Here is a 24,680-nt window from a genome sequence, read left to right on the forward strand (position 1 = left end):
CGGCTATTCGTCGCCGCGCGTCTCGGTAATCCCCAGCAGCTTGAGTTTGCGATGCAGTGCCGAGCGTTCCATGCCGATGAACGTCGCGGTCCGCGAAATATTGCCCGAAAAACGCCGAATCTGCACGCGCAGATACTCGCGTTCGAACGATTCGCGCGCCTCGCGCAGCGGCGAACCCATGATCGCGCTGGCCGACGCACCCCCTGCCCCATCACCCGCCGACCCCAGCACCTCTGGCGGCAGCAGGTCGATATCGATGCGGGCAATACGATTGCCCGGCGCAAGAATGACCGTACGCTCGACGACGTTGCGCAGCTGCCGGACATTGCCCGGCCATTCATAGCTTTGCAGCGCGATCATCGCATCGGGTGCGACCTCGGGCGTCGATACCCGACGTTCATTGGCGTAATGCGCGACGAAGTGTTCCACCAGCGGCGGGATATCCTCGCGCCGTTCGGCCAGTGACGGGATCTGTACCGGTACGACGTTGAGCCGGTAATACAGGTCCTCGCGGAACGTGCCGTCGACGATCTCCTGCTGAAGATCGCGCGCGGTCGCGGAGACGACGCGAACATCGACCTTCACCACCCGCGTACCGCCGACCCGCGTGAAGCTCTGGTCGGTCAGGACGCGCAGAATGCGGGCCTGCGTCGCGATCGGCATGTCGGCGATTTCGTCGAGGAACAACGTACCGCCATGCGCCTGTTCGAGCAGGCCGGGGCGGACGAGATTGCCGCCCTCCTCCACGCCGAACAGTTCCTCGTCGACCCGTTCCGGGGTCATGCGCGCGGCGCTGACGATCACGAACGGTGCGCGGGCGCGCTGGCTCCAGCCATGCAGCAGGCGGGCGGCGACTTCCTTGCCGACCCCTGCCCCGCCGGTGATGAGCACGCGGCTGCCGGTGCCGGCGACGCGCTTCAGCGTCGCACGGACGCTGTTGATCGCGGTCGAACTGCCGGTGAGATCGTCTTCACGACCGACCGACGCCCGCAGCGACGCCACTTCCCGGCGCAACCGTTCGGTTTCGGTCGCGCGCTGGACCAGAAACAGCAGCCGTTCTGCCTCGAACGGCTTTTCGATGAAGTCGACCGCACCACGGCGGATCGCCGCCACGGCGGTGTCGATATTGCCATGGCCCGAGATGACGAGGACCGGCAGCGACGGATCGCGCGCCTTCAGTTCGTCGAGCAACTCCAGCCCGTCGAGCCGTGATCCCTGTAGCCAGACATCGAGCAGGACCAGCGACGGTCGACGTTGTGCGACCGCCTCCAGCGCGGCATCGCTGTCGGCGGCGCCACGCGTGTCATAACCTTCGTCCTCAAGGACGCCGGCGACCAGTTCGCGGATGTCGGTTTCGTCGTCGACGACGAGAATGTCGAGCTTCATGCGGGCGTTCCGGTCCGGGTAAGCATGGGATGGCGCGTCATAACCTCCTGTGGGGCATCATCTTCCGTCGCTCCGGTACCGGCGAGGGCGGCAAGGACCGACGGGTCGAATATGATCGATACGATCGTCCCTCCTCCGGGACGGTCGGCGAACGATATGGTTCCGAAATGTTCCTCGACGATCTTGCGCACGATGGCGAGGCCGAGGCCGGTGCCGCCCTTGCGCGTCGTCATGTACGGTTCGGCGATACGGTCGCGCTCGACCGGCAAGCCGATACCGTTGTCGCTGGTGTCGATATGCATCCGCCCCTGCGCGTCGTAGCGAACGTCGATTTCGATGCGGCCGCGTTCGGCCGTCTCCGGGCGAGCGGCAACGGCTTCTGTCGCGTTCTTGACGATGTTGGTTAGCGCCTGCCCCAGTTGTCGGCGGTCGCAGACCAGCGGTGCGGGGCCGGCGGCTTCGAGGACGAAATCGATATCGGGGTGGGCGACTTCGTGCAGGAACAGGCTTTGCCGCGCCAGTTCGGCGAGCGATTCGTGACGGAATACCGGTTTCGGCATCCGCGCGAACGACGAGAATTCGTCGACCATACGCCGCAGGTCGCCGACCTGCCGCACGATCGTTTCGGTCAACCGCGCGAAGGTGCCGTCATCCTCGTGCAGCTTGCTGCCATAACGGCGTTGCAGACGCTCGGCGGCGAGTTGAATCGGGGTCAGCGGATTCTTGATTTCATGGGCGATGCGGCGGGCGACGTCGGACCATGCCGCGCGCCGCTGATCCAGCAATTGCTGGGTGATGTCGTCGAAGGTCAGGATGTGCTGGCCATCGTCGCGGGTGATGCGCACCGCCAGCGTCTTGGCCTCGCCGCCGGCGGCCAACTGGATGATCGCGTCCTGGGTATCGCTGCTGAGCAAGGGGTCGAGTTCGGGGGCCACGTCGGCAAGCGGCCGCCCGACGAGCGGGGTCGTGCCGGTCTTGAGCAATGCGGTCGCCGAGCTGTTGGCGAGGCGGATGATCCGATCGGACCCGACCGATACCACGCCCGCGCTGACGCCCGACATCACCGCTTCGATCAGCGCGCGGCGGCTGTCGATCTGGGCGTTCGCGGCGACCAGTTCGCCGGTCTGTTCCTGCAACCGCTCGGTCATGCTGTTGAACGCGCTGGCCAGCGTGCCGATCTCGTCCTTGGTCCGGGTATGGGTCGGTTCGGGAACGCGCGCCGACAGATCGCCATCGGCGATGCGCCGCGCGGCCCCGACGAGCGCGCCGACGGGCCTGACGAGGCGGTCGGCGACGGCGAGCGCCACGAACACCGCGAGGCCGACGATCAGAAGCGAGACGATGAACAGCGCGATGTTCAGGCGGAGCTGTACGCTGCGCGACCGGTTCAAGAGCGCGTTATAGTCGGACAGGATCGCGCGCGTACGGTTCAGTCGTTCGAGATAGGTTTGAAGATTCAGTTCGCGAGCGGAATAAAGATAATAGGGAGTTCCGGGTACCCGCGTCACCGATTGAACCTGCCGATCCCGCACGCTGACATAGCTTGTCTTGCCCGCGCGCAGAGCGGCGATCGATTTCGGGTCGAGACTCCAACGAAGCGGGCCCTCGTAAATCGACGTCGATGCGATCGATTTCGGCCGTCCATCGGGCGGTATCTCGAACAGAACCGAGTCTCCGAGGTTCCTTACGATGATGCTGGACTGATACAGCGTCTGGAACGGGACGCTATCGACCGGGTACCGATTTACCAGAAGCATGCGTTGGATATCGACGGCGACCGCAATATTCTGTCCGTCTACGGCGGTCAGAAATTCGTTGTAAGACGACTGAGCAATCGACTGCGCGTTCTCGAAAATTCCCCGCGCGCGCGGCGAAGACCAGAATTCCACCCCGTACTGGAACAGAAACGACGCCAGGACCGTCACCAGCAGCATCGGCACGCTGGCGAGGATCGAGAACAGCGCAACCAGACGCACGTGCAGCGTGCCCGTGCCACCGATCTCCGACCGTGCCGCGCGACGCTTGGCAATGCGGCGACCCATCAGCACGAGCAGCGCCATGGCCGGGATCAGGTTGGCGACCAGTACCACCGCCATCAGCGACGGCGATGGCAATCGTCCGCGTGCTGCCTGACTGCCGTCGAACAGGAAATAGCTGCCGATGCCGACCGCGATCGCAAGGAGCAGGACCGCGGCCTCGATCGCCGGGAACCACCGCGCGGGGATCGAAGAGGCCCGAGCCGGTTCCGTCAACGCTGCACCCATGTTGCGGTTTTACAACATTCCCGCGGCAACGCACGTCAAATCGCAACCTGGGTGCGAACCGAACCGATCAGCGTTCCTTGTCAGCATGATAGGCCCGCAGCGCCGGATCGATGCCCAGATCGTCGAGCCGTTTGCGCAGCGTGTTGCGGTTCAACCCCATGGCTTTTGCGGCACGCAACTGATTGTTGGCGTGGCGATCGAGCATCGCTTCGATCAGCGGGCGTTCGACGTCGGAGATGAGCCGGTCGTAGAGTGTGCCGTTGTCGAGCGCGGCAGGTTCTTCGCGAGCGATGCGGCGGACCCAGGCGCGCACTGCTTCGTCGAGATCGGTGTCGGGTAGCGCGCTCGGCCGGCCGGTCGCTTCGCCCAGCGCGCCGCGCAGTTCGCTCGCCTCGATCGCGGCGTCGCGGCCGAGCACGGCCATGCGACGCATCAGATTCTCTAGCTCGCGGACGTTGCCGGGCCAGTCATGCCCCTCCAGCAGTGCCAACGCCTCCGCCGTCAGCGATTTGCGCGGCAGGCCCTCGCGGGCAGCCTGATCGAGAAAATGGCGCGCCAGCAGCGGAATGTCCTGCCGCCGTTCACGCAGCGGCGGCAGCGCGATCGGTACGACGTTGAGGCGGTAGAACAGGTCCTCGCGAAACTGGCCCGACTGGACTTGCGCGGCCAGCGTCTTGTTCGTTGCGGCGACGATGCGGACGTTGGCCCGGATCAGGCGGGCACCGCCGACGCTGGTAAATTCCCCCGATTGCAGGACCCGCAGCAGTCGGGTCTGCGCCTCCATGGGCATGTCGCCGATCTCGTCAAGGAACAACGTGCCCCCGGCGGCCTGTTCGAATTTACCCGCCGAACGCTGTGCCGCGCCGGTAAAGGCACCGCGTTCGTGGCCGAACAGTTCGGCCTCGATCAGTTCACGCGGGATCGCCGCCATATTTAGCGCAATGAACGGCGCGCGCTGCCGCCGGCCGAGGTCGTGGAGCGCGCGGGCGACCAGTTCCTTGCCGGTCCCCGATTCGCCGGTGACCAGCACGGTCAGGTCGGTCGCGACGACGCGGGCGATCACGCGGTACACGTCCTGCATCGCCGGCGAGCGACCGATCAGCGGCAGCGACGAATCGAGCGCGTCGACCGGCTGTTCCTCGACCACCCCGGCACGCCGCGCCAGCGCGCCGCGCACCGACAGCGCGAGCGTGTCGAGATCGAACGGCTTGGGCAGATAATCGAACGCCCCCGCCTCCGCTGCCCGGACGGCAGTCGTCAGCGTGTTGCGGGCCGATAGCACGATGATCGGCAGATCGGGATATTCGGTGGCGAGCGACGCCGCCATTTCGAGGCCGTCGCCATCAGGCAGGACGACGTCGGTGACCAGCACGCCCGGCAACCCCCCACGCAGTTCGGCGCGCAACTGGCCGAGGGTCGCGACGCTGTGCACGTCATACCCCTCCCGCCGCAACGCCTGTGCAACGACCGTGCGGATCGCGGCGTCGTCGTCGACCAGGAGGATGCGGGCGGGGCCGGTCATGCGCGCGGCAGGTGCATGCGAAACACGGTCATCGCGGGAAATCCTTCACGGGCATAGCGGACCAGACCGCCCATCTCGCCGACCAGCTTCTCGACCATCGGCAGGCCGAACCCCCGCCCCTCGCGCTTGCCCGAGACGAAGGGTTCGAACAGGTGGCCGGCAATGTCGGCTGGCGCGCCGGGGCCGTTGTCGGTGACGGTCAGCTCGATCGGTACGGCACGTCGGCTGCCGTCATGGATGCCGTGCGACAGCCCGTGGCGATAAGCGGTGCCGAGAATGATGCGGGGTTTCTCCACTTTTTCCAACGCTTCCGCCGCGTTCTTCAGCAGATTTACCATGACCTGAACAAATGCGTCGCGGTCGATGCGGACCGGCGGTAACGACGGATCAAACCGCTCCTCGATCGTAATCCCGCGGGCGAACCCGGCCGACGCGAGTTGCACCGCATGCGCCAGGACCGGATAAATGTTCTGTGCCACCAATTCGCGTGGCCGATCGTCGGTGAAATCCTGCATCCGGTCGATCAGCGCGGCGATGCGATCGACCTCGGCGATGATCAGATCGGTCAGGACGGGGCGATCGTCGACGTCACCCGCCAGCAACTGCGCGGCACCGCGAATGCCCGACAGCGGGTTCTTGATCTCATGCCCCAGCATCGCCGCCGCACCGATCGCGGCCCGCGCGCCGGCGGCCTGCGACATCGTGTGGCCACCGCGCCGGCCGTACAGCATGACGATCCGCCATGCCGAGCCGTGCGCCGCCGGGCTGTCGTGAAAGTCGAGGCGAAGCCGCCCGCCGCGCTTCAACTGCAATTCGCAGTCGTAGCTGGCAAAGGCCCGGCCATCGCGCTGTTCGGCATAGCCCGGTGGCAGCGAGATGATCTGTTCGAGTGACAGGCCGCGCATCGCCCGGTCCGACAGGTTCAGCAGCAGTTCGGCGGCACCATTGGCATGGGCGATACACCCCGCCTCATCGAGCACCAGCGCGGCGACCGGAAGCCCTGCGAACAGGTCGGCAAATGCCGGCATCGCCATAGCGGAGGTCACGCTGCGGCGCGCGAGCACCATGGTGCGTAGAAGTCGTCGAGCATCGCCAGCACCGTCTTGGCGCTCGCTTCCTGATTGACCTTGTTCCGGAAATCGGCGGAGCCGTGCAGCCCCTTGGTGTACCAACCGATATGCTTGCGCATCATGTTGACGCCGGTTTCGGTGCCATAATGGTCGAGCATCATATGATAATGTTCGAGGATCAGGCGATATTGTTCCTCGACCGAGGGATCGTCCCGAACATGCTCGCCCGACAGGGCCTGCATAACCTGCGCCAGCAGCCACGGGCGGCCATAGGCACCACGACCGATCATCACGCCATCGGCACCCGACTGGTCCAGCGCGGTCCGGGCATCGTCGACCGAGCAGATATCGCCGTTGACGATCACCGGCACCTTCACGGCGTCCTTCACCCGGCGGACGAACCCCCAGTCGGCATGGTCGCGGTACATCTGGTTGCGGGTGCGGCCATGGACGGTCACCATCTGTGCCCCCAGATCCTCGGCGATATGCGCCAGTTCGGGAGCGTTGAGGCTGGCATGGTCCCAGCCCATCCGCATCTTCACGGTGACCGGCACGTCCACCGCCTTCACCACCGCCGCGATGAGCTCGGCGGCGAGCGGCAGATCGCGCATCAGCGCCGATCCGGCATCGCCGTTCGTCACCTTGCGCACCGGACAGCCCATGTTGATGTCGACGATCGCTGCGCCCTTGTCCTCGGCCAGCTTCGCGGCTTCGCCCATTTCGATAGGTGTGCAGCCGACCAGCTGCATCGACACCGGTTCCTCGACCGGATCCCACATTGCCTTCTGAATCGACTGACGGGTTTCGCGGATCGCGGCCTGGCTGGCGATCATTTCGGTAACGTTCAGCCCCGATCCGTGCCGCCGCACCATCTTGCGGAACGGCAGGTCGGTGACGCCGGTCATCGGCGCGAGGATTACGGGCGTGTCGATGACGACATCGCCGATACGGATGGGAACTATGGTCATCAATTGTGCCTGAAAATCAGGCACGCCCTAGCGCAACCCGCCGCGCAGGGCAAGGCTGGCGGGCGCACGCGCCTTGCGCTAGGCGGACGGCCATGCAGACCGGACCAACAGTCGTGCTGATCGTCGCCGCCGGTAACGGCACGCGATCGGGCAGCGCCACCCCGAAGCAATTTGCGACCATCGCCGGACGGCCGATGGTCGCGCACGCCTATGCCGCGCTGTCGTCGCATCCCGGCATCGACCGGGTCGTCGTCGTGATCGGGGATGGACAGGCCGACGCCCTGCGCGCTGCCATCGGCGACGTGGAGTATGTCGTCGGCGGCGCGACGCGGCGCGAAAGCGTCGCCGCCGGCCTTGCCCTCGTCGCCGATGCCGCACGCATTTTGATCCATGACGCAGCACGGCCATTCGTCCCGGCCGACACGATCGACCGCTTGCTCGCCGCGCTCGACCACGCCGCGGGCGTGGTGCCCGTACTCCCCGTTGCCGATACGCTCGCGCAAGGGGACGCGGCATTGGGCGATATCGTGCCACGGGCGACGCTGGTGCGGGTGCAGACGCCGCAGGCGTTCGCGCTGGCGGCAATTCGCGATGCCCATGCCGCGTGGGACCCGGATGCCGAGGCGACCGACGATGCGCAGATGCTGCGCGCGATCGGGCTGGACGTGGCGATGGTCGAAGGGGACGCTATGCTCGACAAGATCACCTATCCGACCGATTTCGCGCTGGCCGAGGCGCGCGCCTTGCCCGCGCTCGTGTCGCGCAGCGCCACCGGTTACGACGTCCATCGCCTCGAAACCGGGGAGGAATTGTGGCTGGGCGGGGTGCTGATCCCGCATGACCGCGGTCTGTCGGGACATAGCGATGCCGATGTCGCGCTGCACGCCATTACCGACGCCCTGCTCGGCACGATCGGTGCCGGCGATATCGGAACGCATTTTCCGCCGAGCGATCCGCAATGGCGCGGTGCCGAATCGGGACAGTTTCTGGCGCACGCTGGCAAGCTCGTCCGTGCCGAGGGCGGGGTCATCGATTTTGTCGACCTGACGTTGATCTGCGAAGCGCCCAAGATCGGGCCGCACCGTGCCGCGATGCGCAGCCGGATCGCCGAAATCCTGACGATCGAGGAACGACAGGTCAGCATCAAGGCGACGACCAGCGAGCGACTGGGCTTCACCGGGCGACAGGAAGGGATCGCCGCACAGGCGATCGCGACGATCCGGGTGCCGGCATGAAGCGCTTTGCCGCCTTGCTCGCACTGATCGCCTGCGGTTCGGCATCCGCACAGACCCCGCCGTCATGCGTCACGCCGGCGGAAGCCGAGGCGCTGGTGCTGTTCGTCGCGCCCGAACTGATCCGACAGGCGGGCGCGCGCTGTGCCAATGCCCTGCCCGCCACCGCCTTGCTCCGGCGGACCGGCGGGCCGTTCCTTGCCCGCTACGAAGCCGAGACCGATGCCGCATGGCCGCAGGCAAAGGCGGCCCTCGCGCGGCTGACCGCGCCGCAGGCGATCCAGTTGCTCGATTCGTCCTTCGCCGCGCCGCTGGTCGCATCGCTGATCGCGCCGATGGTCGTCGGCAATATCGATCCCGCCGATTGTCCGCGGATCGAGCGTGCCGCGAACCTGGTGCAGCCATTGCCACCGCGCAACGTCGCCGGTCTGGTCGTGTTGTTCGCACAGATTGATGCCGACCGGCCCCAACCCCAAATGCGTCTGCCGCTCTGCGGACAACGCGCCCGGAATTGATGTGATGGATAGTATCTTGCCCCCCGAATTGATCGCGGCCGCGCGCCGGGTCGTCGAGACGAACCGTGCCGCGGGACGGCGCATCACGCTGGCCGAAAGCTGCACCGGCGGGCTGGTTTCGGCGGCGATCACCGAAATTCCGGGCTGTTCGGAGGTGTTCGGCGCAGGCTTCGTAACCTATTCGAACGATGCCAAGGTCGATCTGGTAAAGGTCAGTTCCGACGTGCTCGAAACGTTCGGTGCGGTATCGATCGCGACCGCGTGGAGCATGGCGCAGGGTGCGCTGGAAGTGACGCAGGCCGATGTCGCGGTTGCGATCACCGGCGTCGCCGGTCCGGGTGGCGGTACCGAAAAGAAGCCGGTCGGCACGGTCGTGTTCGCGCGCGCGGAAAAGGGCGGCGATCCGGCGAAGATCGTTGCCGACCTGCGCCAGTTCGGCGATCTGGGGCGTGGCGGGGTCCGCCTTCAGGCGGCGCTATGTGCGCTCGAACTGCTGCTGCCGCCCGACGTCGCGCCCGAGGAACCGGTGCCCGAATCGCCGTAAAGATCGGCGGCGCGATCCTCGAACGCGCCGATCATCTTGCGGAGCGCCCGGTCGAACACCTGTCCGGCCAGCATCTCGAACATGCGGCTCTTGAACTGAAAATCGACGCCGAAATCGACGTAGCAGCCGCCCTGGCCATCGGGGCGGAAGCGCCAGTCGTTGTTCAGATATTTGAGCGGCCCGTCGAGATAATCGACGCGGATATGGTCGGGGCGTTCCTTCTGCACCTTCGACGTGAAGCTTTCCCGCAGCCCCTTAAAGCCGACGATCATGTCGGCGACCATTTCGGTATCGCTGCTCGACCGGACCCGGATCGCGCTGACCCATGGCAGGAACTCGCCATAGCGCGCGACGTCGCCGACCAGATCGAACATCTGCTCGGGGGAATAGGGCAGATGGCGGGTTTCGCTATGCTTTGGCATCAGCCGCGGACAACGCCCAGCTTGGCATCCCGGTTCGCCCGCATCCGTTCGAAATCGTCACCGGCATGGTAGCTCGACCGGGTGAGCGGCGACGACGCCACCAGCAGGAAGCCCTTGGCCCGCGCGATCGCCGCAAACCCGTCGAACGCCTTGGGGGTCACGAAGTCGATGACTTTCGCATGGCGGGGCGTCGGTTGCAGATACTGGCCCATGGTCAGGAAATCGATGTCGGCCGATCGCATGTCGTCCATCACCTGATGCACTTCCAGCCGTTCTTCGCCCAAGCCGAGCATGATACCCGATTTGGTGAAGATCGACGGGTCGAGCTTCTTGACGCTCTCCAGCAGCCGCAGCGATGCGTAATAGCGCGCACCCGGGCGGATGGTCGGATAGAGACGCGGCACGGTTTCGAGGTTGTGGTTGTAGACGTCCGGCCGCGCCGCGACGATCATCTCGACCGCCGCCTCGTGCTTGTTGCGGAAATCGGGGGTCAGGATTTCGATCGTCGTAGTCGGGTTCGCGGCGCGGATCGCCTCGATCACCTTCACGAACTGCTTGGCACCGCCATCGGGCAGGTCGTCGCGATCGACTGAGGTGATGACGATATGGTTTAGTCCCATCGCCGCCGCCGCTTCGGCGACATGCTGCGGCTCCATCGGATCGACCGCGCGCGGCATGCCGGTCTTCACGTTGCAGAACGCGCAGGCGCGGGTGCAGGTGTCGCCGAGGATCATGACGGTCGCATGCTTCTTCGACCAGCATTCGCCGATGTTCGGACAGGCCGCCTCCTCGCAAACCGTCGTCAGGCTTTTCGAGCGCATCAGCGCGCGGGTTTCCTGCACCACCTTGCCGGTCGGTGCCTTGACCCGAATCCAGTCGGGCTTGCGGATCCGCTCGGGGCGGGGCAGCGGCGTCATCTCGTTCATGCGTGTCAGATAGCGATACACGGCGAAACGAACAACCGCCTGCAACGTTCGCGCGCGCCGTGCGTCTACCGAACGAGGGAAGGTTTATACCTTATGACGGAGAATCATTGATGCACTTCAGCGACCTCAAAGAGGGCTATTATCGCTTCCGCGGCACCGAATGGCAGCAGGAACGCGAACGCTGGAGCGAACTGGCCAGTGGCCAGAGCCCCAAGGTGATGGTGATCGCCTGTTCCGACAGCCGCGTCGATCCGGCGACCATTTTCGGCGCACGTCCGGGCGAAATCTTCGTGGTGCGCAACGTCGCCAATCTCGTGCCGCCGTTCGAGGATGATGGCGGGCGGCACGGCGTGTCGGCGGCGCTGGAATTTGCGGTGACGAAGCTGGAGGTCGAGGAAGTCCTCGTCCTTGGCCATGGTGCGTGCGGCGGCGTCAACGCTTGCCTGACGCAGGCGCTGGCGAATACCAAGCCGGGCGAAGGCGGCTTCGTCGCCCACTGGATCGACCTGCTCGACGGCGCACGCGAAAAGGTCGTGGCCGAGCATGGCACCGGTCCAGAGGGTCAGAAGGCACTTGAGCAGGAAGGCGTGAAAGTCTCACTCAACAACCTGATGACCTTCCCGTTCGTCAAGGAACGGGTCGAGGCCGGCACGCTCAAGCTGCACGGCGCGGTCTTCGCAATCGAGGACGGGCGCCTGCGCGTGCTCGAGGGCGATACGTTCGAAAACGCGTGAATAGGACGCGGGGCGGGAATACTCCCCCGCCCCACAACTCTTCTTACCCTTCCTTCGGACCGTCGACGGTCACGCGGATATTGAGTTCGCGAAGCTGCTTGGGCGTCGCATAGTTCGGCGCACCCATCATCAGATCTTCCGCCTTCTGCGTCATCGGGAATGTGATGACCTCGCGAATATTCGGCTCGTCCGCCAGCAGCATGACGATCCGGTCGACACCCGGTGCCGAGCCCCCGTGCGGCGGTGCGCCGAACTTGAACGCGTTGATCATCCCCGCGAAGTTCGTGTCGACGTCTTCCTGGCTGTAGCCGGCGATTTCGAACGCCTTGTACATGATTTCGGGACGATGGTTCCGGATCGCGCCCGACGACAGCTCCACGCCGTTGCAGACGATGTCGTACTGATAGGCGAGGATGTCGAGCGGGTTCATCGTCTCCAGCGCTTCCATCTCGCCCTGCGGCATCGAGAAGGGGTTGTGGCTGAAATCGACCTTCTTCGCGTCCTCGTCATATTCGAACATCGGGAAATCGACGATCCAGCAGAATTCGAACCGCTTGTCGTCGATCAGGCCGAGCGTTTCGGCAACGCGGGTTCGCGCGAGGCCGGCGAGCTTGGCGGCCTGCGCTTCCTTGCCGGCGGCGAAGAACACGCCGTCGTCGGGACCGAGGCCAAGGGCTTCGGCGATTTTGGCCATGCCTTCCTCGCCATGGTTCTTGGCGATCGGGCCGCCCCATTCGCCGCCCTTGCGCGTGGCATAGCCGAGGCCGGCAAACCCTTCCGACTGCGCCCACGCGTTCATGTCGTCGAAGAATTTGCGGCTCTTGTCGGCGGTCTTGGGGGCCGGCACGGCGCGAACCACGTCGCCTGCCTCGACGATCGAGGCGAAACGGCCGAAGCCCGAACCGACGAACAGTTCGGACACGTCGGTGATGATCAGCGGGTTGCGCAGGTCGGGCTTGTCGTTGCCGTATTTCAGCATCGATTCGCGGTAGGGGATGCGCTGGAACGGCAGCGGGCTGACCGTGCGGCCCTTGCCCTGCCAGTTTGCATATTCCTCGAACACGCCGTGCAGTACGGGTTCGATCGCAGCGAACACGTCTTCCTGCGTGACGAAGCTCATCTCGAAATCGAGCTGGTAGAATTCGCCCGGGCTACGGTCGGCGCGCGCGTCTTCGTCGCGGAAGCATGGCGCGATCTGAAAATACCGGTCGAAACCGGCGACCATCAGCAGCTGCTTGAACATCTGCGGCGCCTGCGGCAACGCATAGAATTTGCCTGGATGGACCCGGCTGGGGACCAGATAATCGCGTGCCCCTTCCGGCGACGATGCGGTAAGGATCGGGGTCTGGAATTCGGTGAAGCCCTGATCGATCATCCGGCGGCGCAGCGACGCGATGACGTTCGAGCGCAGCAGGATGTTCGCGTGCAGCCGTTCACGACGCAGGTCGAGGAAGCGATAGCGCAGACGGATGTCTTCGGGATATTCGGCTTCGCCCGCGACCGGCATCGGCAGTTCCTGCGCCGCCGACTGGAGCGTCGCGGCGCGCGCGTAGATTTCGATCGCGCCGGTGGCGAGGTTGGGGTTCTTCGTCGCCTCGCTGCGCAGCTTTACGTTGCCGTCGATCGTCAGGACCGACTCGGTCCGCGCCGATTCGAGCAGCGCGAGCGCCGGCGAATCGCTGTCCGCGACGATCTGGGTAATGCCGTAATGGTCGCGAAGGTCGATGAACAACACGCCGCCATGGTCGCGCTTGCGATGCACCCAGCCCGACAGGCGGACGGTCTCGCCATCGTTCGCGTCGGTCAACTGGCCGCAGTTATGAGTGCGATAGGCGTGCATCGGTAAGACCTTTGGCGGTGTTTCACTAAAATAGTGATTTCTGAACGTGGGGCGCTTCTCTCTCCCACCCCCTTTTGTCAAGGCGCGCGGCCCTTGCTATGCGGACGCGATGCATATCCATCCGTTGATCGCGGACAGCGCGACGCTCGCTGCCCTCTGTACCCGCCTCGCCACGTCCGACTTCGTTGCCGTCGACACCGAATTCATGCGCGAGAACAGCTATTGGCCCGAACTGTGCCTGATCCAGATCGCCAATACCGAGGAAGCCGCCGCGATCGACCCGATGGCACCGGGGATCGACCTGACCCCCCTGCTCAACCTGTTGACCGATAATGACGACGTGCTGAAGGTCTTCCATGCCGGTGGGCAGGATATCGAGATCGTCTATAACCTGACCGGCAAGACCCCCTTCCCCATGTTCGACACGCAGGTGGCGGCGATGGCGCTGGGTCAGGGGGAGCAGGTCGGCTATTCCAATCTGGTCGATGCCTATCTGGGGATCACGGTCGACAAGGGGGCGCGCTTCACCGACTGGTCGCGGCGGCCGCTTGACGATCGGCAGATCGATTATGCGATCGCCGACGTGACGCATCTGTCGGTCATTTTTCCCAAGATGCTGGGCAAGCTGCGCAAGACCGGGCGCGGATTATGGCTGGATGAAGAAATGGAGCGGATCGGCGATCCGTCCAATTATTTCAACGATCCGGAAACGGTGTGGCAGCGCGTTCGCGTCAACAGCCGCAAGCCCGACGTGCTGGGGCGGTTGAAGGCGCTGGGCAAATGGCGCGAGCTGGAGGCGCAGGGCAAGGATTTGCCGCGCGGGCGGATCGTCAAGGACGAGACGATCGCCGATCTGGCGGGCAATCCGCCGCGCAAACAGGCCGATCTCGCCAAGGTGCGCGGGTTGTCGGCGGCATGGGCGCACAACGATATCGGCGCGCGGATGATGACCGCGCTGGCCGAAGCCAAGCCGCTGCCCGCCGACGAGATGCCGGGCCGCGACGAACGCAAGCCGGCATTGGGCAAGGAAGGGGCGCTGGTCGCCGACCTGTTGAAACTGCTGCTGAAAATCCGGGCCAACGAGATCAAGGTCGCGTCGCGCCTGCTGGCGCGGTCGGACGATCTGGAGGCATTGGCGGCCGGGCAGCGCGAGGGGCTGTCGATCCTGACCGGCTGGCGGTTCGAACAGTTCGGTCGCGACGCCCTGGCGCTGGTCGAGGGTCAGCTTGGGTTCACCGTATTGGGTGGACGATTGAAGATGACGCGGGCGGAGGTAGTGGAATGAAGCAGTTGGCGCTGATGGCGATGGCGGTGGCCGGGTGTACCGAACCGCAACCCCGGACTCCGCCGCCGGGGGCGACGACGCCGCCCGCGATGGGCGGGCGTCCGGCCGGAACCGGGATGGTCGGACAGATCGAGGATTGCGGGATCGGTTCGATCGACGATCTGGTCGGCAAGGCGGTGACGGCAACGATGGAAGACGATGCCCGCAAGCGGTCCGGCGCGCGGGCGGTCCGGGTGATCCGGCCGGGGGCAATGGTCACGATGGACTTCCGGCCCGACCGGCTGAACATTCATGTCGACGACAAGGGCGTCGTGACGCGGCTGCGCTGCGGATAAGGTTGCGGAAGTTGACGAAGGTTACGGTACGTTCGTTGATGAAACTTACCAAAGTCTCACTATTTCAATCAGTTAATTGCCGTGGGGGACGCGGAAGTTGACACAGTGTGTTCTGGCTTCCGCGCCGAGCGACTGGTGCAGGCGGGTTCGTGATTCGGGCGGTCGAAAGAGCGGCCGGAGGTCGCAAATCGGGAGCGTGTAGGAAAGCGCTTCAGGTCGTGACCAGCGCGGCCTCCATACCGAGCGCGGTCGCCAGCGCCTTGTGCCGCTTCTGCACGGCTTCCCCATAGAGCGCGGTGTCGCGGGCGGGCACGACCAGTTCGACCTGACCCCGGCCGCGCCGCAGGTCGGTGCGCTGGAGCGGCGCGGCGACGCCACCGCTCAGGCGTTGACCGAGACGCATGGCGAGTCCCCAGCGATGGGCGGCGGACAGTGCTGCGGCCGGGGCAAGCCGGGGCAGCGGGTCGGGTGCGGCATCCCCGCCGCCGCCAAGGCAGCTGTACAGCGCCTGCGCAACGATCGCGCGGCCGGCGGCGTCGATCGCGACCCAATTGCCGTGCAAGGCGATTTCGACACCGCGCTCGGCGCGAAATTCGGGATTCGCATGCCAGCCCACATCGGCGAGCAGGCAGGCGGCATGGCGCAGCCGGACCATCGCCGGATCGTCCTGCGGAAACAGCGGCGCGATCCATTTGTGCAGCAGGTCGCCATGTTCGGCGAAGCGGCCCTGCCGGGCACCCTCGTCATGCGCGGCGATCAGCAACGGGTCCTGCGCGCGGACGTCGGCGGGCAAGGCGGCGTAGAGCAACCCCTCGCGCAAGCCATAGGCGGACACCATCGTCGTCGCCGATCCGAGATGCTTCGTCATCGCGGCAAGAACCGAGGTGGCATTGTCGAGCGTCGGCACACGCCCCCCCGACAGGTTCGGCACCGCCTTCAGATCGGTACGAGGAACTTCGGCAAGAATCTTCCGCAACACATTGATACGGGCTAATGAAATCGAATAGCCGTGCGCGATCGGCAGCGGATAGCCGGTATGATGCATGTCGAGCCGGGCGAGCGCGCGCCAGGACCCGCCGACCATGTAGAAGGGCAACCCCTGCCCCCGCCCGGTCCACCCGGCGTCGCGCACCATCCGCTGCACCGTGCGATCGAGTTCGCCCGCGCGACGTTCGCGGATCGCGCCGATGCGCAACACGCCCAGCGGAAACGACACCCGGTCGCCGAGCTTGCCGCCCTTCACCCGAACCAGTTCGAGACTGCCGCCGCCAAGGTCGCCGACGATGCCGTCGGCATCGGGGATCGCGGACAATACGCCGTGACCGGCGGCCTGCGCCTCTTCCTCGCCCGACAGGGTCTCGACGGTCAGACCGTATCGTTCAGCCAGCGCGATCAGGTCGGGGCCGTTGCTGGCGTCGCGGACGGCAGCAGTCGCGACGGTGCGGACGACATCGACCTGCATCTCGCGGGCCAGCCATGCGAAGCGGGCGAGTGCCGCCCCGGCGACGCGAAACGCATCGGCGTCGATCGTCCCCGTTTCGGCGAGCGACCGGCCGAGACCGGCCAGCACCTTTTCATTGAACAGCGTTGCCGGAATGCGGTCCGGCCCGCCATAGACGACCAGGCGGATCGAGTTCGACCCGATGTCGATGATCGCACTGTGCGCGATGGTGGCGGGGCGGCTCCACGGCAATCGGATCACGTCGTTCCTTCCCGGGCCGCCCGCCATGCACGCAGCGACAGTTTTTGCGGTACGGTGGCAGCACCGCTCTCGATCGCCGCGCCGCGCCCGGACAGCGACGGATTGGTCATGAAATAACGGTGCAAATTGAACGGCTTGTCGCCCTTCGCCATCCGGCGATAGCTGCCATCGGGGCCAAGGTCCCAGCTCTGTTCGGTATCGAGCAGATTGGCGACCATGACCTGATCGAGAACCTGATCGTGGACGGTCGGGTTGGTGATCGGCAGCAGATATTCGACGCGGCGGTCGAAGTTGCGCGGCATCCAGTCGGCGGACGACACATAGATCAGCGCGTCGTCGTTCGGCAGCGCCTGCCCATTGCCGAAGCAATAGATGCGACTGTGTTCAAGGAACCGGCCAACGACCGATTTGACGCGGATGTTGTCCGACATGCCCGGCACGCCTGGCCGCAGGCAGCAGATGCCGCGGACGATCAGGTCGATCTGCACGCCTGCCGCCGATGCCTCGTACAGCTTGTCGATCAGTGCCGGGTCGACCAGCGAGTTCATCTTCAGCCAGATCGAACCGTCGCCACCGGCGCGGGCGGTCTGTATCTCGCCCTCGATCAGCGCCTCCAGCCGGTCGCGAAGGTCGCGTGGGGAAATGGCAAGCTGTTGCAGCGCCTGCGGTTCGACATAGCCGGTGATGTAGTTGAACACCTGCGCCGCATCGCGCCCGATCACCGGATCGGCGGTGAAGAAGCTGAGGTCGGTGTAGATGCGCGCGGTGATCGGATGATAATTGCCGGTGCCGAAGTGGCAATAGGTGCGATAGCCCTGTTCCTCGCGCCGGACGACCATCGAGATCTTGGCGTGGGTCTTCCACTCGATGAAGCCATAGACGACCTGCACGCCGGCGCGTTCGAGGACCGAGGCGAGGTTGAGATTCTGTTCCTCGTCGAACCGGGCCTTGAGTTCGACGACGGCGGTCACCGACTTGCCGGCCTCGGCGGCGGCGACCAACGCCGCGACGACGGCGGATTGCTTGCCCGCGCGGTACAGCGTCTGCTTGATCGCGACGACATCGGGGTCCGCGGCGGCTTGCTTGAGGAAGGCGAGTACCACGTCGAAGGTTTCATACGGGTGGTGGACGACGATGTCTTTCGCGCGGATCGCCGCGAAACAATCGCCGCCATATTCGCGGATGCGTTCGGGGAAGCGCGGGCTGAACGGCGGAAATTTCAGGTCGGGCCGATCTTCGGCGACCAGCATCGCGAGGTCGCCGATGCCAAGGAACCCGCCGGTTTCGGTGATGAGCGCATCGCTGCCGCCCATTTCGTCCCGCAGCAGCTGGACCAGTTCGTCGGAAATACCGGATTCGATTTCCAACCGGATGATCCGGCCGCGACGACGGCGTTTGATCGCGGTGCGGAAATAGAGGACCAGATCCTCGGCCTCTTCCTCGAGTTCGATATCGCTGTCGCGGATGACGCGGAAGGCGGCGGATGCGCGCACCGTGTAACCGGGGAAGAACAGGCCCGAGAAATGGCGCAGCACGGTTTCGATCGCGACATAGCGCGCGGTCTTGCCCGGCAGGCGGACGAAGCGTGGCATCGCCGGGGGCAGCAGCACGACCTCGCGCACCTCGACATCGTCCGACCGGCGGATCAGGTCGAACAGCATCGCCGAACCGAGGTTCGGGATGAACGGGAACGGGTGTGCCGGATCGAGCGCCTGCGGGGTCAGCACCGGAAACACCTGTTCCCGGAAATAGCGGGCGAGCCATTCCTCGGTCTCGCCATGGATTTCGTCGGCACCGAGCACGAGGATGTCGGCATCGGCCAATCGTGCGGCGATATCGCGCCAGATGCGCTGCTGGCTGTCGACCAGCCCGGCGGCGTCGACGGTGATCGCCGCCAGTTGCTGCGACGGGGTCAGGCCGTCGACCGATTCGTGGCCGACCTCCTGCATCTGCTGCCCTTTCAGACCCGCAACGCGGACCATGAAGAATTCATCGATATTGGTCGCCGAAATCGACAGGAAGCGCAGCCGTTCGAGCAGCGGGTGATCGGGATTGCACGCTTCGTCCAGCACGCGGCGGTTGAACGCCAGCCACGACAGTTCGCGGTTGAAATAGCGGGCCTCGGGCGCGGCGGCGACGGTGGTGCGGGCGGAGGGGACGGGATCGTTCACAGCAGTCGGTCCAGCAGCAGCGGGTTACCGGTCAGCGCGACGCGCGCGGCGGGAACGGTCAGACGGCGCGTCGAGCGCAACATGGCATCTTCCTCCAAAGCCTCGACGATGCGAAGCACCGCAAGGTGGCTTCGTTCGACGCGGCGGGCAAGCCAGCGCACCAGATCGGGCGCGGCGACGAGTTCCTTCCTGTCGAAGAGATATTGCAGCAGTGTTTCGATCAGCACATCGTCGGGTGCTTCGAGCCGCAGTACCGGCGTCGCATTGATCCGCGAGCGCAGGTCGGGCAGGCCGATCCGCCAGATCGGCGGCGCGGCGTCGGCGACGATCAGCAGCGGGCGCGCCTCGCCCTGCGCCCGGTTCCATGCGTGGAACAGATCGGCCTCGCTCCATCGGTCGGCATCGTCGGCGATCGTGCCGCCGCTCTTGGCTGCGAACAGCCGCGCCAGCAGCGTGCGTCCCGATTTGCGCGGGCCGACCAGCAGTGCGGCATGGACCGGCCAGGTCGCGAAATGGTCGAGATGATGGACGGCGGCTTCGTTCGACGGCCCGACGAGGAACAGGTCCTGCCGGGCACCGACTGGCAGTTCCAATGGCAGGGTAAGCTGAACCGTACCGCGAGACAGCGTCGTCATCCCTGCGGCGCACTCGGCAGAGTGGGCGCGGTGGCGGCGGCGCGGCGGCGGATGCGCAGTGCCCCCTCCCCCTGCTGGACCTGCCAGCCGCGCGATTCGAGCGCGGCGGTGAGGATGGCGACATCGCCGTCGAAGGTCACGCGCAGCACCGATACGCCGCCGAGCGCGAGGCTGGAGGTTGCTGCCGAGCGGACGCCGGGGACCGATCGCAGCGCGGCTTCGGTCGATTCGACGGCGGCGACGGTCGGGGTATCCGCCTGGATCGACAGGGTGACGCTCTCACCGGTCGGCAGCGGCGTCGGACCGATGCCGGGTTCGGTGATCGTCGGATCGATCAGGTCGACTTCGTCGGGCAAGACCATGCTGCCCGGCGGCGGTGCCGCCAGCACCAGATCGGGGCGCAGCATCCCGCTGCGCAGACCCTGTTGATACAGCGCGTCGAGCCGGCGGACCCCTTCGTCCAGCAAGGCCGGCACCGCATCCCCCTGATTGACGCGCAGCGAGAAGCTGCCGAGCAGGCGGTTGTCGGGGCCAAAGCCGGCGGTGAAGGTGCCGATCACCGGGCCGCCGGGCCATTGGCGATAGAGGCGCACCTGCGGGATCAGCACGTCGGACGCGCCATATTGGTTGAGCACGGTGCGCCACCAGCCGCGCCCGCGGCGCGTGACCTGTCCGGCGTTGAGCAGCAGGCCATCGGCACCGGTGCCGCTGGGGCGGACATAGTCCATGACGCTGCCGCCGGTGCGGAAGCGCGCCCATGCCGCCTGCCACGGCGTCGCCCGTTCGAATACGGTACCGGTGCCGCCGTCCCACATCAGCGGCACGACCAGCATCGCCGGGCTGCGTTCGGACACGCCGGCGATGCCGAGGATCGATGCGGCGCGGCCGCGATTGAACAGCACGCCCAGCCGGGCGATGTAGCGGTTCGGACCGATCTGTTCGCTTTCGACGACGATGCTGGTGACGAGCGAATCGAGCGTGCCGTCGGGCAGCGAGCGCGCCTGTCCGGTCAGCCGCTGCGACAGCATCTGCCAGCCCTTGCGCTGGGCCAGCCGCCAGCCGGCGGTGCGCGCGGCGTCTGCCGAGGTACCGGCGACGTCGACGCGGACGCCGTTCACCTCGAAACTGCCCGATCCGTCGACCGCCGCGACGCCGCCCTGCTGCGCCACGACCGCCCCGGTCGCGACCACGCCCAATGCGAGGGCGGCAAGGATGCGGCGGGGCTGAACCAAAGTCATGCGCGCCTTTTGACGAAGCAGGCGTGGAAATCCAAGCGCGATGTGGCTAACCGGGCGTCATGAGCAACGAAGCGGACCGCGGCGGCGGCTATACCTACGCACAGGCAGGCGTCTCGATCGCGGCGGGCAATGCCCTGGTGCGCGCCATCGGGCCGCTGGCGAAGTCGACGCGGCGGCCGGGGGCCGATGCCGAACTGGGCGGCTTCGGCGGGGTGTTCGACCCCAAGGCAGCCGGGTTCAAGGACCCGCTGCTGGTCGCGGCCAATGACGGCGTGGGGACCAAGCTGAAGCTGGCGATCGAACACGACGCGCATGACGGGGTCGGCATCGATCTGGTCGCGATGTGCGCCAACGACCTGATCGTACAGGGTGCCGAGCCGCTGTTCTTCCTCGATTATTACGCTTGCGCCAAGCTGGTCGCCGATACCGCCGAGCGGGTCGTCGCGTCGATCGCGGAAGGGTGCCGGCAGGCGGGGTGCGCGCTGATCGGGGGCGAGACGGCGGAAATGCCGGGCATGTATGCCGATGGCGATTACGATCTGGCGGGCTTCTGCGTCGGTGCGGTCGAGCGTGAGCAGTTGCTGACCGGCGACAAGGTCGCGGTCGGCGACGTCATTCTCGGGCTGGCATCGTCGGGCGTGCATTCGAACGGTTTTTCGCTGGTCCGGCGGCTGGCGGCGGACAAGGGGTGGAAGCTCGACCGCCCTGCCCTGTTCGATCAGGACGTGCTGCTGATCGACGCGCTGATGGCACCGACCAGGATTTACGTGCAGTCGCTGCTGCCGCTGCTGCGCGCGGGGCGCATCCATGGGCTGGCGCATATTACCGGCGGCGGGTTGCTGGAGAATATTCCGCGCGTGCTGCCCGAGGGCGCGCACGCGACGGTCGATGCCGATGCGTGGGAACAGTCGCGGCTGATGGCGTTCCTGCAAGCGCAGGGCAATATCGAGCCGGGCGAGATGGCGCGGACGTTCAACTGCGGGATTGGCATGGCGGTGCTGGTGTCGGCCGAGGACGCCGATGCGGTTGCGGCGGCGCTGGCGGATGCGGGCGAGACGGTCGTGCGGATCGGTACGGTCGATGCGGGTGACCAAGGTTGCACCGTCAAGGGTAGCGCGGGGACGTGGAGCGCCCGTGCCGACTGGAGCGCGACGCACCTTGGCTAAACACCGCGTCGGCGTCCTGATTTCGGGGCGGGGATCGAATATGGCGGCGCTGATCGCGGCGGCACGCGCGGAGGACTGTCCGTACGAAATCGTTCTTGTGGCGTCGGACAAGCCCGATGCCGCCGGCCTGACCCACGCCGCCGAACAGGGTATCGCGACCTTCGCCCATTCGCCGCGCGGCATCCCCAAGGCGGACTATGAAGCGGCGATCGACGGCGCGCTGCGGGCGGCGGGGGTCGAGACCATCGCGCTGGCGGGCTATATGCGGCTGTTGTCGGGCGCGTTCGTTGCGGCGTGGCGCGACCGGATCGTCAATATCCATCCGTCGTTGCTGCCCGCGTACAAGGGGCTCGACACCCATGCGCGTGCGATCGCGGCCGGCGAGACACACGCGGGATGTTCGGTCCATGTCGTGAACGAAGAGCTGGATGCCGGGAGCGTATTGGCGCAGGCGCGCGTTCCCATCCTGCCCGACGATACGCCCGATACCCTTGCGGCGCGGGTGCTGGTGGAGGAACACCGCCTCTACCCATCAACCTTGGCGGAGTTTGTGACGCGATGACCGAGATGCTCGACCGTATCCGTGAAGCCGTGAAGGTGTTGCCCGCCACCGAAGAGCGCGACGCGGGTGAGGCGACGGTCTTCTCGGTCGAAGGCAATGATTTCGTGCGGATCGTGGGCGACAGCACGACCGTGCGCGGCGACGATGGCTGGACGGAGATCGACGCCGATAGCGATCCAGTCGCGGTCGAGGATGCCGTTGCCCATGCGTGGGAACTGGCAGCACCGCGTGGATTGCTGGAAGCGGGCGGGCGGTGAGCGACGCCGAAGAAGCGCGAGCCGAACGGAGGCGCTGGATCACGCTTGCCGAGGGTGTAGCAGTGGCTGGCGTGGTCATCGGCGGACTGACGCTGTGGAACAATGTATCGGAGCGCCGCTCGGCCGAGGCGGAGCGGACAGCCGAACGGGCGTCGTCGGTGAAGGCGCGGGCTGCCCTCGCCCTGACTGCGACACCGGAGAATGACGGCGAACGACTTGCCCTGAGCGCGGCAGACCGACGGATCGAGAGGATAGAGGTGCGCTTTCCGCCGGCGCTGAAGGTGGCACCGAAGTCGGCGGTCGGCGACGTGGCGATTGCGGCAGACTGGGTGCGCGCGCCGCTGCTGGCAATCACCGACGGCGGCACCGACGCGCTGGAGGGCCGGTTGCCCGTCGCGGTAACGGCGGTCTGGTGGGACGGCGATACGCAGCACCGTTCGAGTGCGATCTATGACCTGGTGTTCGCCACGCACGGACGGGTAGTTGGTGGCCGGTCGCTGAAGCTGGTAGCCCTCGCACGGTTGGAAGGCGCTACCGCGGGGGTTGGCCGGCGGCTGGATACGCTGTGGGCGCAGGAATTGGGGCGGTTGGCGGTTTAGGCTGTTCAGCCCCTTTATTCCTCCACTCCCGTTCGCTTCGAGCCTGCCGAGAACCGTAGTCGAGAAGGCGGTGCCCCAAGCAAGCCGTTCTCGACGGACGCTTCTCGACAAGCTCGAAGCTGCTCGAACCGAACGGGATGGGAGAATGGGGCGGTTTTGTCCCCATCCGTTCGTGCTGGGCAGGTATTGCAGCCGCGCCTTAGCGACAAAAAAAGGCCCGCCTCCTCATCGGAAGCGGGCCTTTCCCGTCAATCAGCCGATCAATCAGCCGACGATCTCTTCGGGCTTGAAGAAGAAGTCGATTTCGATCTTCGCATTCTCTTCGGAATCCGACCCATGGACCGAATTGGCTTCGATCGATTCGGCCAGTTCCTTGCGGATCGTGCCGGCGTCGGCGTTCGCCGGGTTGGTCGCGCCCATGATGTCGCGGTTCTTCTGGACGGCGTTTTCGCCTTCGAGAACCTGCACGACGACCGGACCCGAAATCATGAACGACACCAGGTCGTTGAAGAACGGACGCTCGCGGTGCACGCCGTAAAAGCCTTCGGCCTGTTCACGGGTCATCTGGATGCGCTTCGAAGCGACGACGCGCAGGCCGGCTTCCTCCAGCATCTTGGTGACGGCACCGGTCAGGTTGCGGCGGGTCGCATCGGGCTTGATGATCGAAAAGGTACGGGTGGCGGCCATGGTGGTCGCAGCTCCTGCGTTGCTGGTTGGAAGTTGACGGTCCCCCTAGTCGGGCACCGCGCGGCAGGCAAGCGTTACGCCGCCTGCTCCCAACCATTGTCGCCTTGCCGCCAGTACCGGCGTTCGACGCCATCGCGCTCGGCCAAGGCTTTCCATGCGCTGCGGGCAGAAGCGATATGGTCTTCGCCGAAGAAGTGAAACGCGCGGTCGAAGGTCAGCGCCGCGTCGCGCCACTGCCCGTCGACGATCGCGATGTTGCGCGCGGCGTTGGCGGGGGTGACGTCGGCGGCGATCAGGACCGCTTGCCGGCTGTCGTCCCCTGCCCCGGCCTGCGCGTGCGGCAGGAAGCTGTCGGGCGCATAGGTCCATAGCAGCATGTCGAGATCGCGGCGCTGGTTGGCATCGTCGGACACCAGCAGCAGCCGCTCGCCGTCACCGTGGAGCCGGGCGGCGATGCGCGGGAGCACGCGATCGAGCGGGCTGCGGGTCAGGTGGTAGAAGTCGACTTTCATGTCCGCGTCCACGCGTCGTTCCCGCGCAGGCGGGAACCCATATTCGCTGACGATTACGATAGAGCCGCAACCTCAGCGTGTATGGATTCCCGCCTCCGCGGGAATGAC

24 protein-coding genes are annotated in these 24,680 nt (G+C 65.9%); 10 read left to right on the plus strand and 14 right to left on the minus strand.

All coding sequences use genetic code 11. The features are described from left to right. Positions 1–3 precede the first annotated feature (3 nt). The 5 genes from ntrX to dusB all read right to left on the minus strand — a co-directional run bounded on the left by ntrX (position 4) and on the right by dusB (position 7,210). Positions 4–1,386 (minus strand): nitrogen assimilation response regulator NtrX, encoded by a 1,383-nt coding sequence (gene ntrX / locus ASE70_RS04330; RefSeq protein WP_056400281.1) that lies wholly within the window; start codon positions 1,384–1,386, stop codon positions 4–6. After that, positions 1,383–3,638 (minus strand): sensor histidine kinase NtrY-like, encoded by a 2,256-nt coding sequence (locus ASE70_RS04335; RefSeq protein ID WP_162235921.1) that lies wholly within the window; start codon positions 3,636–3,638, stop codon positions 1,383–1,385. Before ASE70_RS04335 ends, ntrX begins: the two co-directional genes overlap by 4 nt. Positions 3,639–3,717: 79 nt before the next feature. Next, the gene (gene ntrC, locus ASE70_RS04340; protein ID WP_056501785.1) at positions 3,718–5,172 is read right to left on the minus strand and encodes a nitrogen regulation protein NR(I); all 1,455 of its coding nucleotides are present in this window, start codon (positions 5,170–5,172) and stop codon (positions 3,718–3,720) included. After that, positions 5,169–6,239 carry a two-component system sensor histidine kinase NtrB gene (locus ASE70_RS04345; RefSeq protein ID WP_056400272.1) on the minus strand — a complete coding sequence of 357 codons (1,071 nt, stop codon included), beginning with the start codon at positions 6,237–6,239 and terminating at the stop codon, positions 5,169–5,171. The genes ntrC and ASE70_RS04345 overlap by 4 nt, the downstream gene beginning before the upstream one ends. After that, positions 6,215–7,210, minus strand: coding sequence for a tRNA dihydrouridine synthase DusB (dusB, locus tag ASE70_RS04350; protein ID WP_056400270.1), 996 nt, complete (start codon positions 7,208–7,210; stop codon positions 6,215–6,217). The genes ASE70_RS04345 and dusB overlap by 25 nt, the downstream gene beginning before the upstream one ends. 92 nt (positions 7,211–7,302) lie before the next feature. Between dusB and ASE70_RS04355 the strand changes: the two genes are divergently transcribed. Genes ASE70_RS04355 through ASE70_RS04365 form a run of 3 tightly spaced genes read left to right on the plus strand, consistent with a single transcriptional unit; the run spans position 7,303 to position 9,501 of the window. Beyond that, positions 7,303–8,445 (plus strand): bifunctional 2-C-methyl-D-erythritol 4-phosphate cytidylyltransferase/2-C-methyl-D-erythritol 2,4-cyclodiphosphate synthase, encoded by a 1,143-nt coding sequence (locus ASE70_RS04355; protein WP_056501788.1) that lies wholly within the window; start codon positions 7,303–7,305, stop codon positions 8,443–8,445. Next, complete coding sequence (locus tag ASE70_RS04360) at positions 8,442–8,957, plus strand: hypothetical protein (protein ID WP_056501791.1); 516 nt, start codon at positions 8,442–8,444, stop codon at positions 8,955–8,957. The genes ASE70_RS04355 and ASE70_RS04360 overlap by 4 nt, the downstream gene beginning before the upstream one ends. Positions 8,958–8,961: 4 nt before the next feature. Beyond that, complete coding sequence (locus tag ASE70_RS04365; protein WP_056400263.1) at positions 8,962–9,501, plus strand: CinA family protein; 540 nt, start codon at positions 8,962–8,964, stop codon at positions 9,499–9,501. Here the strand turns inward: ASE70_RS04365 and ASE70_RS04370 are convergent. Further along, entirely contained in the window at positions 9,423–9,923 is a 501-nt protein-coding gene (locus ASE70_RS04370) for a type II toxin-antitoxin system RatA family toxin (protein WP_056400254.1), read from the minus strand. The genes ASE70_RS04365 and ASE70_RS04370 overlap by 79 nt on opposite strands. Then, positions 9,923–10,849, minus strand: coding sequence for a lipoyl synthase (gene lipA / locus ASE70_RS04375; RefSeq protein WP_056004170.1), 927 nt, complete (start codon positions 10,847–10,849; stop codon positions 9,923–9,925). Before lipA ends, ASE70_RS04370 begins: the two co-directional genes overlap by 1 nt. 107 nt (positions 10,850–10,956) lie before the next feature. Between lipA and ASE70_RS04380 the strand changes: the two genes are divergently transcribed. Beyond that, the gene (locus ASE70_RS04380) at positions 10,957–11,583 is read left to right on the plus strand and encodes a carbonic anhydrase (RefSeq protein WP_156347424.1); all 627 of its coding nucleotides are present in this window, start codon (positions 10,957–10,959) and stop codon (positions 11,581–11,583) included. Positions 11,584–11,626: 43 nt separating this feature from the next. Here the strand turns inward: ASE70_RS04380 and aspS are convergent, their stop codons facing one another. After that, on the minus strand, positions 11,627–13,423 hold the full coding sequence (gene aspS / locus ASE70_RS04385) for an aspartate--tRNA ligase (protein ID WP_056400248.1): 1,797 nt from the start codon (positions 13,421–13,423) through the stop codon (positions 11,627–11,629). Between the two features lie 109 nt (positions 13,424–13,532). Between aspS and rnd the strand changes: the two genes are divergently transcribed. Both rnd and ASE70_RS04395 read left to right on the plus strand, forming a co-directional pair. Beyond that, a complete protein-coding gene (gene rnd, locus ASE70_RS04390; protein WP_056400242.1) occupies positions 13,533–14,708 on the plus strand; it encodes a ribonuclease D in 1,176 nt (391 codons plus the stop codon). Continuing rightward, complete coding sequence (locus ASE70_RS04395) at positions 14,705–15,043, plus strand: I78 family peptidase inhibitor (RefSeq protein WP_056501794.1); 339 nt, start codon at positions 14,705–14,707, stop codon at positions 15,041–15,043. Before rnd ends, ASE70_RS04395 begins: the two co-directional genes overlap by 4 nt. Positions 15,044–15,254: 211 nt before the next feature. Here the strand turns inward: ASE70_RS04395 and ASE70_RS04400 are convergent, their stop codons facing one another. The 4 genes from ASE70_RS04400 to ASE70_RS04415 are packed head-to-tail and all read right to left on the minus strand — an operon-like array spanning position 15,255 to position 20,789. Further along, positions 15,255–16,772, minus strand: coding sequence for a Ppx/GppA phosphatase family protein (locus ASE70_RS04400; RefSeq protein WP_082438969.1), 1,518 nt, complete (start codon positions 16,770–16,772; stop codon positions 15,255–15,257). Next, a complete protein-coding gene (locus tag ASE70_RS04405) occupies positions 16,742–18,916 on the minus strand; it encodes an RNA degradosome polyphosphate kinase (protein WP_056399918.1) in 2,175 nt (724 codons plus the stop codon). Before ASE70_RS04405 ends, ASE70_RS04400 begins: the two co-directional genes overlap by 31 nt. Beyond that, positions 18,913–19,551 carry a hypothetical protein gene (locus ASE70_RS04410; protein ID WP_056501797.1) on the minus strand — a complete coding sequence of 213 codons (639 nt, stop codon included), beginning with the start codon at positions 19,549–19,551 and terminating at the stop codon, positions 18,913–18,915. The genes ASE70_RS04405 and ASE70_RS04410 overlap by 4 nt, the downstream gene beginning before the upstream one ends. Further along, positions 19,548–20,789 carry a hypothetical protein gene (locus ASE70_RS04415; protein ID WP_056501799.1) on the minus strand — a complete coding sequence of 414 codons (1,242 nt, stop codon included), beginning with the start codon at positions 20,787–20,789 and terminating at the stop codon, positions 19,548–19,550. The genes ASE70_RS04410 and ASE70_RS04415 overlap by 4 nt, the downstream gene beginning before the upstream one ends. Before the next feature lie 59 nt (positions 20,790–20,848). Here ASE70_RS04415 and purM point away from each other — a divergent pair, with 59 nt between their 5' ends. From purM to ASE70_RS04435, 4 genes are read left to right on the plus strand one after another with little or no spacing between them, the layout of a single operon-like run. Then, positions 20,849–21,955, plus strand: coding sequence for a phosphoribosylformylglycinamidine cyclo-ligase (gene purM / locus ASE70_RS04420; RefSeq protein ID WP_056501804.1), 1,107 nt, complete (start codon positions 20,849–20,851; stop codon positions 21,953–21,955). A 40-nt stretch (positions 21,956–21,995) separates the two neighbouring features. Beyond that, on the plus strand, positions 21,996–22,517 hold the full coding sequence (gene purN, locus ASE70_RS04425; RefSeq protein WP_056501807.1) for a phosphoribosylglycinamide formyltransferase: 522 nt from the start codon (positions 21,996–21,998) through the stop codon (positions 22,515–22,517). After that, positions 22,514–22,774 (plus strand): hypothetical protein, encoded by a 261-nt coding sequence (locus ASE70_RS04430; protein WP_056501808.1) that lies wholly within the window; start codon positions 22,514–22,516, stop codon positions 22,772–22,774. Before purN ends, ASE70_RS04430 begins: the two co-directional genes overlap by 4 nt. Further along, positions 22,771–23,373: a hypothetical protein gene (locus tag ASE70_RS04435; RefSeq protein ID WP_156347539.1), complete on the plus strand. Its 603-nt coding sequence runs from the start codon at positions 22,771–22,773 to the stop codon at positions 23,371–23,373. The genes ASE70_RS04430 and ASE70_RS04435 overlap by 4 nt, the downstream gene beginning before the upstream one ends. Before the next feature lie 264 nt (positions 23,374–23,637). Here ASE70_RS04435 and ndk read toward each other — a convergent pair whose 3' ends face one another. Further along, positions 23,638–24,060, minus strand: a complete 423-nt coding sequence (gene ndk, locus ASE70_RS04440; RefSeq protein WP_056501810.1) for a nucleoside-diphosphate kinase — start codon at positions 24,058–24,060, stop codon at positions 23,638–23,640. A gap of 74 nt (positions 24,061–24,134) precedes the next feature. Beyond that, positions 24,135–24,572, minus strand: a complete 438-nt coding sequence (locus tag ASE70_RS04445; RefSeq protein ID WP_056501813.1) for a DNA polymerase III subunit chi — start codon at positions 24,570–24,572, stop codon at positions 24,135–24,137. Between the last annotated feature and the right edge of the window lie 108 nt (positions 24,573–24,680).

This window comes from Sphingomonas sp. Leaf22, from assembly GCF_001421715.1.
Classification (GTDB): Bacteria; Pseudomonadota; Alphaproteobacteria; order Sphingomonadales; family Sphingomonadaceae; genus Sphingomonas.

Excerpts from the sequence above, each read along its gene's own strand:
- ntrX (WP_056400281.1), bottom strand. The coding sequence starts at position 1,386 with ATGAAGCTCGACATTCTCGTCGTCGACGACGAAACCGACATCCGCGAA.
- ntrC (WP_056501785.1), bottom strand. The coding sequence starts at position 5,172 with ATGACCGGCCCCGCCCGCATCCTCCTGGTCGACGACGACGCCGCGATC.
- ASE70_RS04345 (WP_056400272.1), bottom strand. The coding sequence starts at position 6,239 with ATGGTGCTCGCGCGCCGCAGCGTGACCTCCGCTATGGCGATGCCGGCA.
- dusB (WP_056400270.1), bottom strand. The coding sequence starts at position 7,210 with ATGACCATAGTTCCCATCCGTATCGGCGATGTCGTCATCGACACGCCC.
- ASE70_RS04355 (WP_056501788.1), top strand. The coding sequence starts at position 7,303 with ATGCAGACCGGACCAACAGTCGTGCTGATCGTCGCCGCCGGTAACGGC.
- ASE70_RS04360 (WP_056501791.1), top strand. The coding sequence starts at position 8,442 with ATGAAGCGCTTTGCCGCCTTGCTCGCACTGATCGCCTGCGGTTCGGCA.
- ASE70_RS04365 (WP_056400263.1), top strand. The coding sequence starts at position 8,962 with ATGGATAGTATCTTGCCCCCCGAATTGATCGCGGCCGCGCGCCGGGTC.
- ASE70_RS04370 (WP_056400254.1), bottom strand. The coding sequence starts at position 9,923 with ATGCCAAAGCATAGCGAAACCCGCCATCTGCCCTATTCCCCCGAGCAG.
- lipA (WP_056004170.1), bottom strand. The coding sequence starts at position 10,849 with ATGAACGAGATGACGCCGCTGCCCCGCCCCGAGCGGATCCGCAAGCCC.
- aspS (WP_056400248.1), bottom strand. The coding sequence starts at position 13,423 with ATGCACGCCTATCGCACTCATAACTGCGGCCAGTTGACCGACGCGAAC.
- rnd (WP_056400242.1), top strand. The coding sequence starts at position 13,533 with ATGCATATCCATCCGTTGATCGCGGACAGCGCGACGCTCGCTGCCCTC.
- ASE70_RS04395 (WP_056501794.1), top strand. The coding sequence starts at position 14,705 with ATGAAGCAGTTGGCGCTGATGGCGATGGCGGTGGCCGGGTGTACCGAA.
- ASE70_RS04400 (WP_082438969.1), bottom strand. The coding sequence starts at position 16,772 with ATGGCGGGCGGCCCGGGAAGGAACGACGTGATCCGATTGCCGTGGAGC.
- ASE70_RS04410 (WP_056501797.1), bottom strand. The coding sequence starts at position 19,551 with ATGACGACGCTGTCTCGCGGTACGGTTCAGCTTACCCTGCCATTGGAA.
- ASE70_RS04415 (WP_056501799.1), bottom strand. The coding sequence starts at position 20,789 with ATGACTTTGGTTCAGCCCCGCCGCATCCTTGCCGCCCTCGCATTGGGC.
- purM (WP_056501804.1), top strand. The coding sequence starts at position 20,849 with ATGAGCAACGAAGCGGACCGCGGCGGCGGCTATACCTACGCACAGGCA.
- purN (WP_056501807.1), top strand. The coding sequence starts at position 21,996 with ATGGCGGCGCTGATCGCGGCGGCACGCGCGGAGGACTGTCCGTACGAA.
- ASE70_RS04430 (WP_056501808.1), top strand. The coding sequence starts at position 22,514 with ATGACCGAGATGCTCGACCGTATCCGTGAAGCCGTGAAGGTGTTGCCC.
- ndk (WP_056501810.1), bottom strand. The coding sequence starts at position 24,060 with ATGGCCGCCACCCGTACCTTTTCGATCATCAAGCCCGATGCGACCCGC.
- ASE70_RS04445 (WP_056501813.1), bottom strand. The coding sequence starts at position 24,572 with ATGAAAGTCGACTTCTACCACCTGACCCGCAGCCCGCTCGATCGCGTG.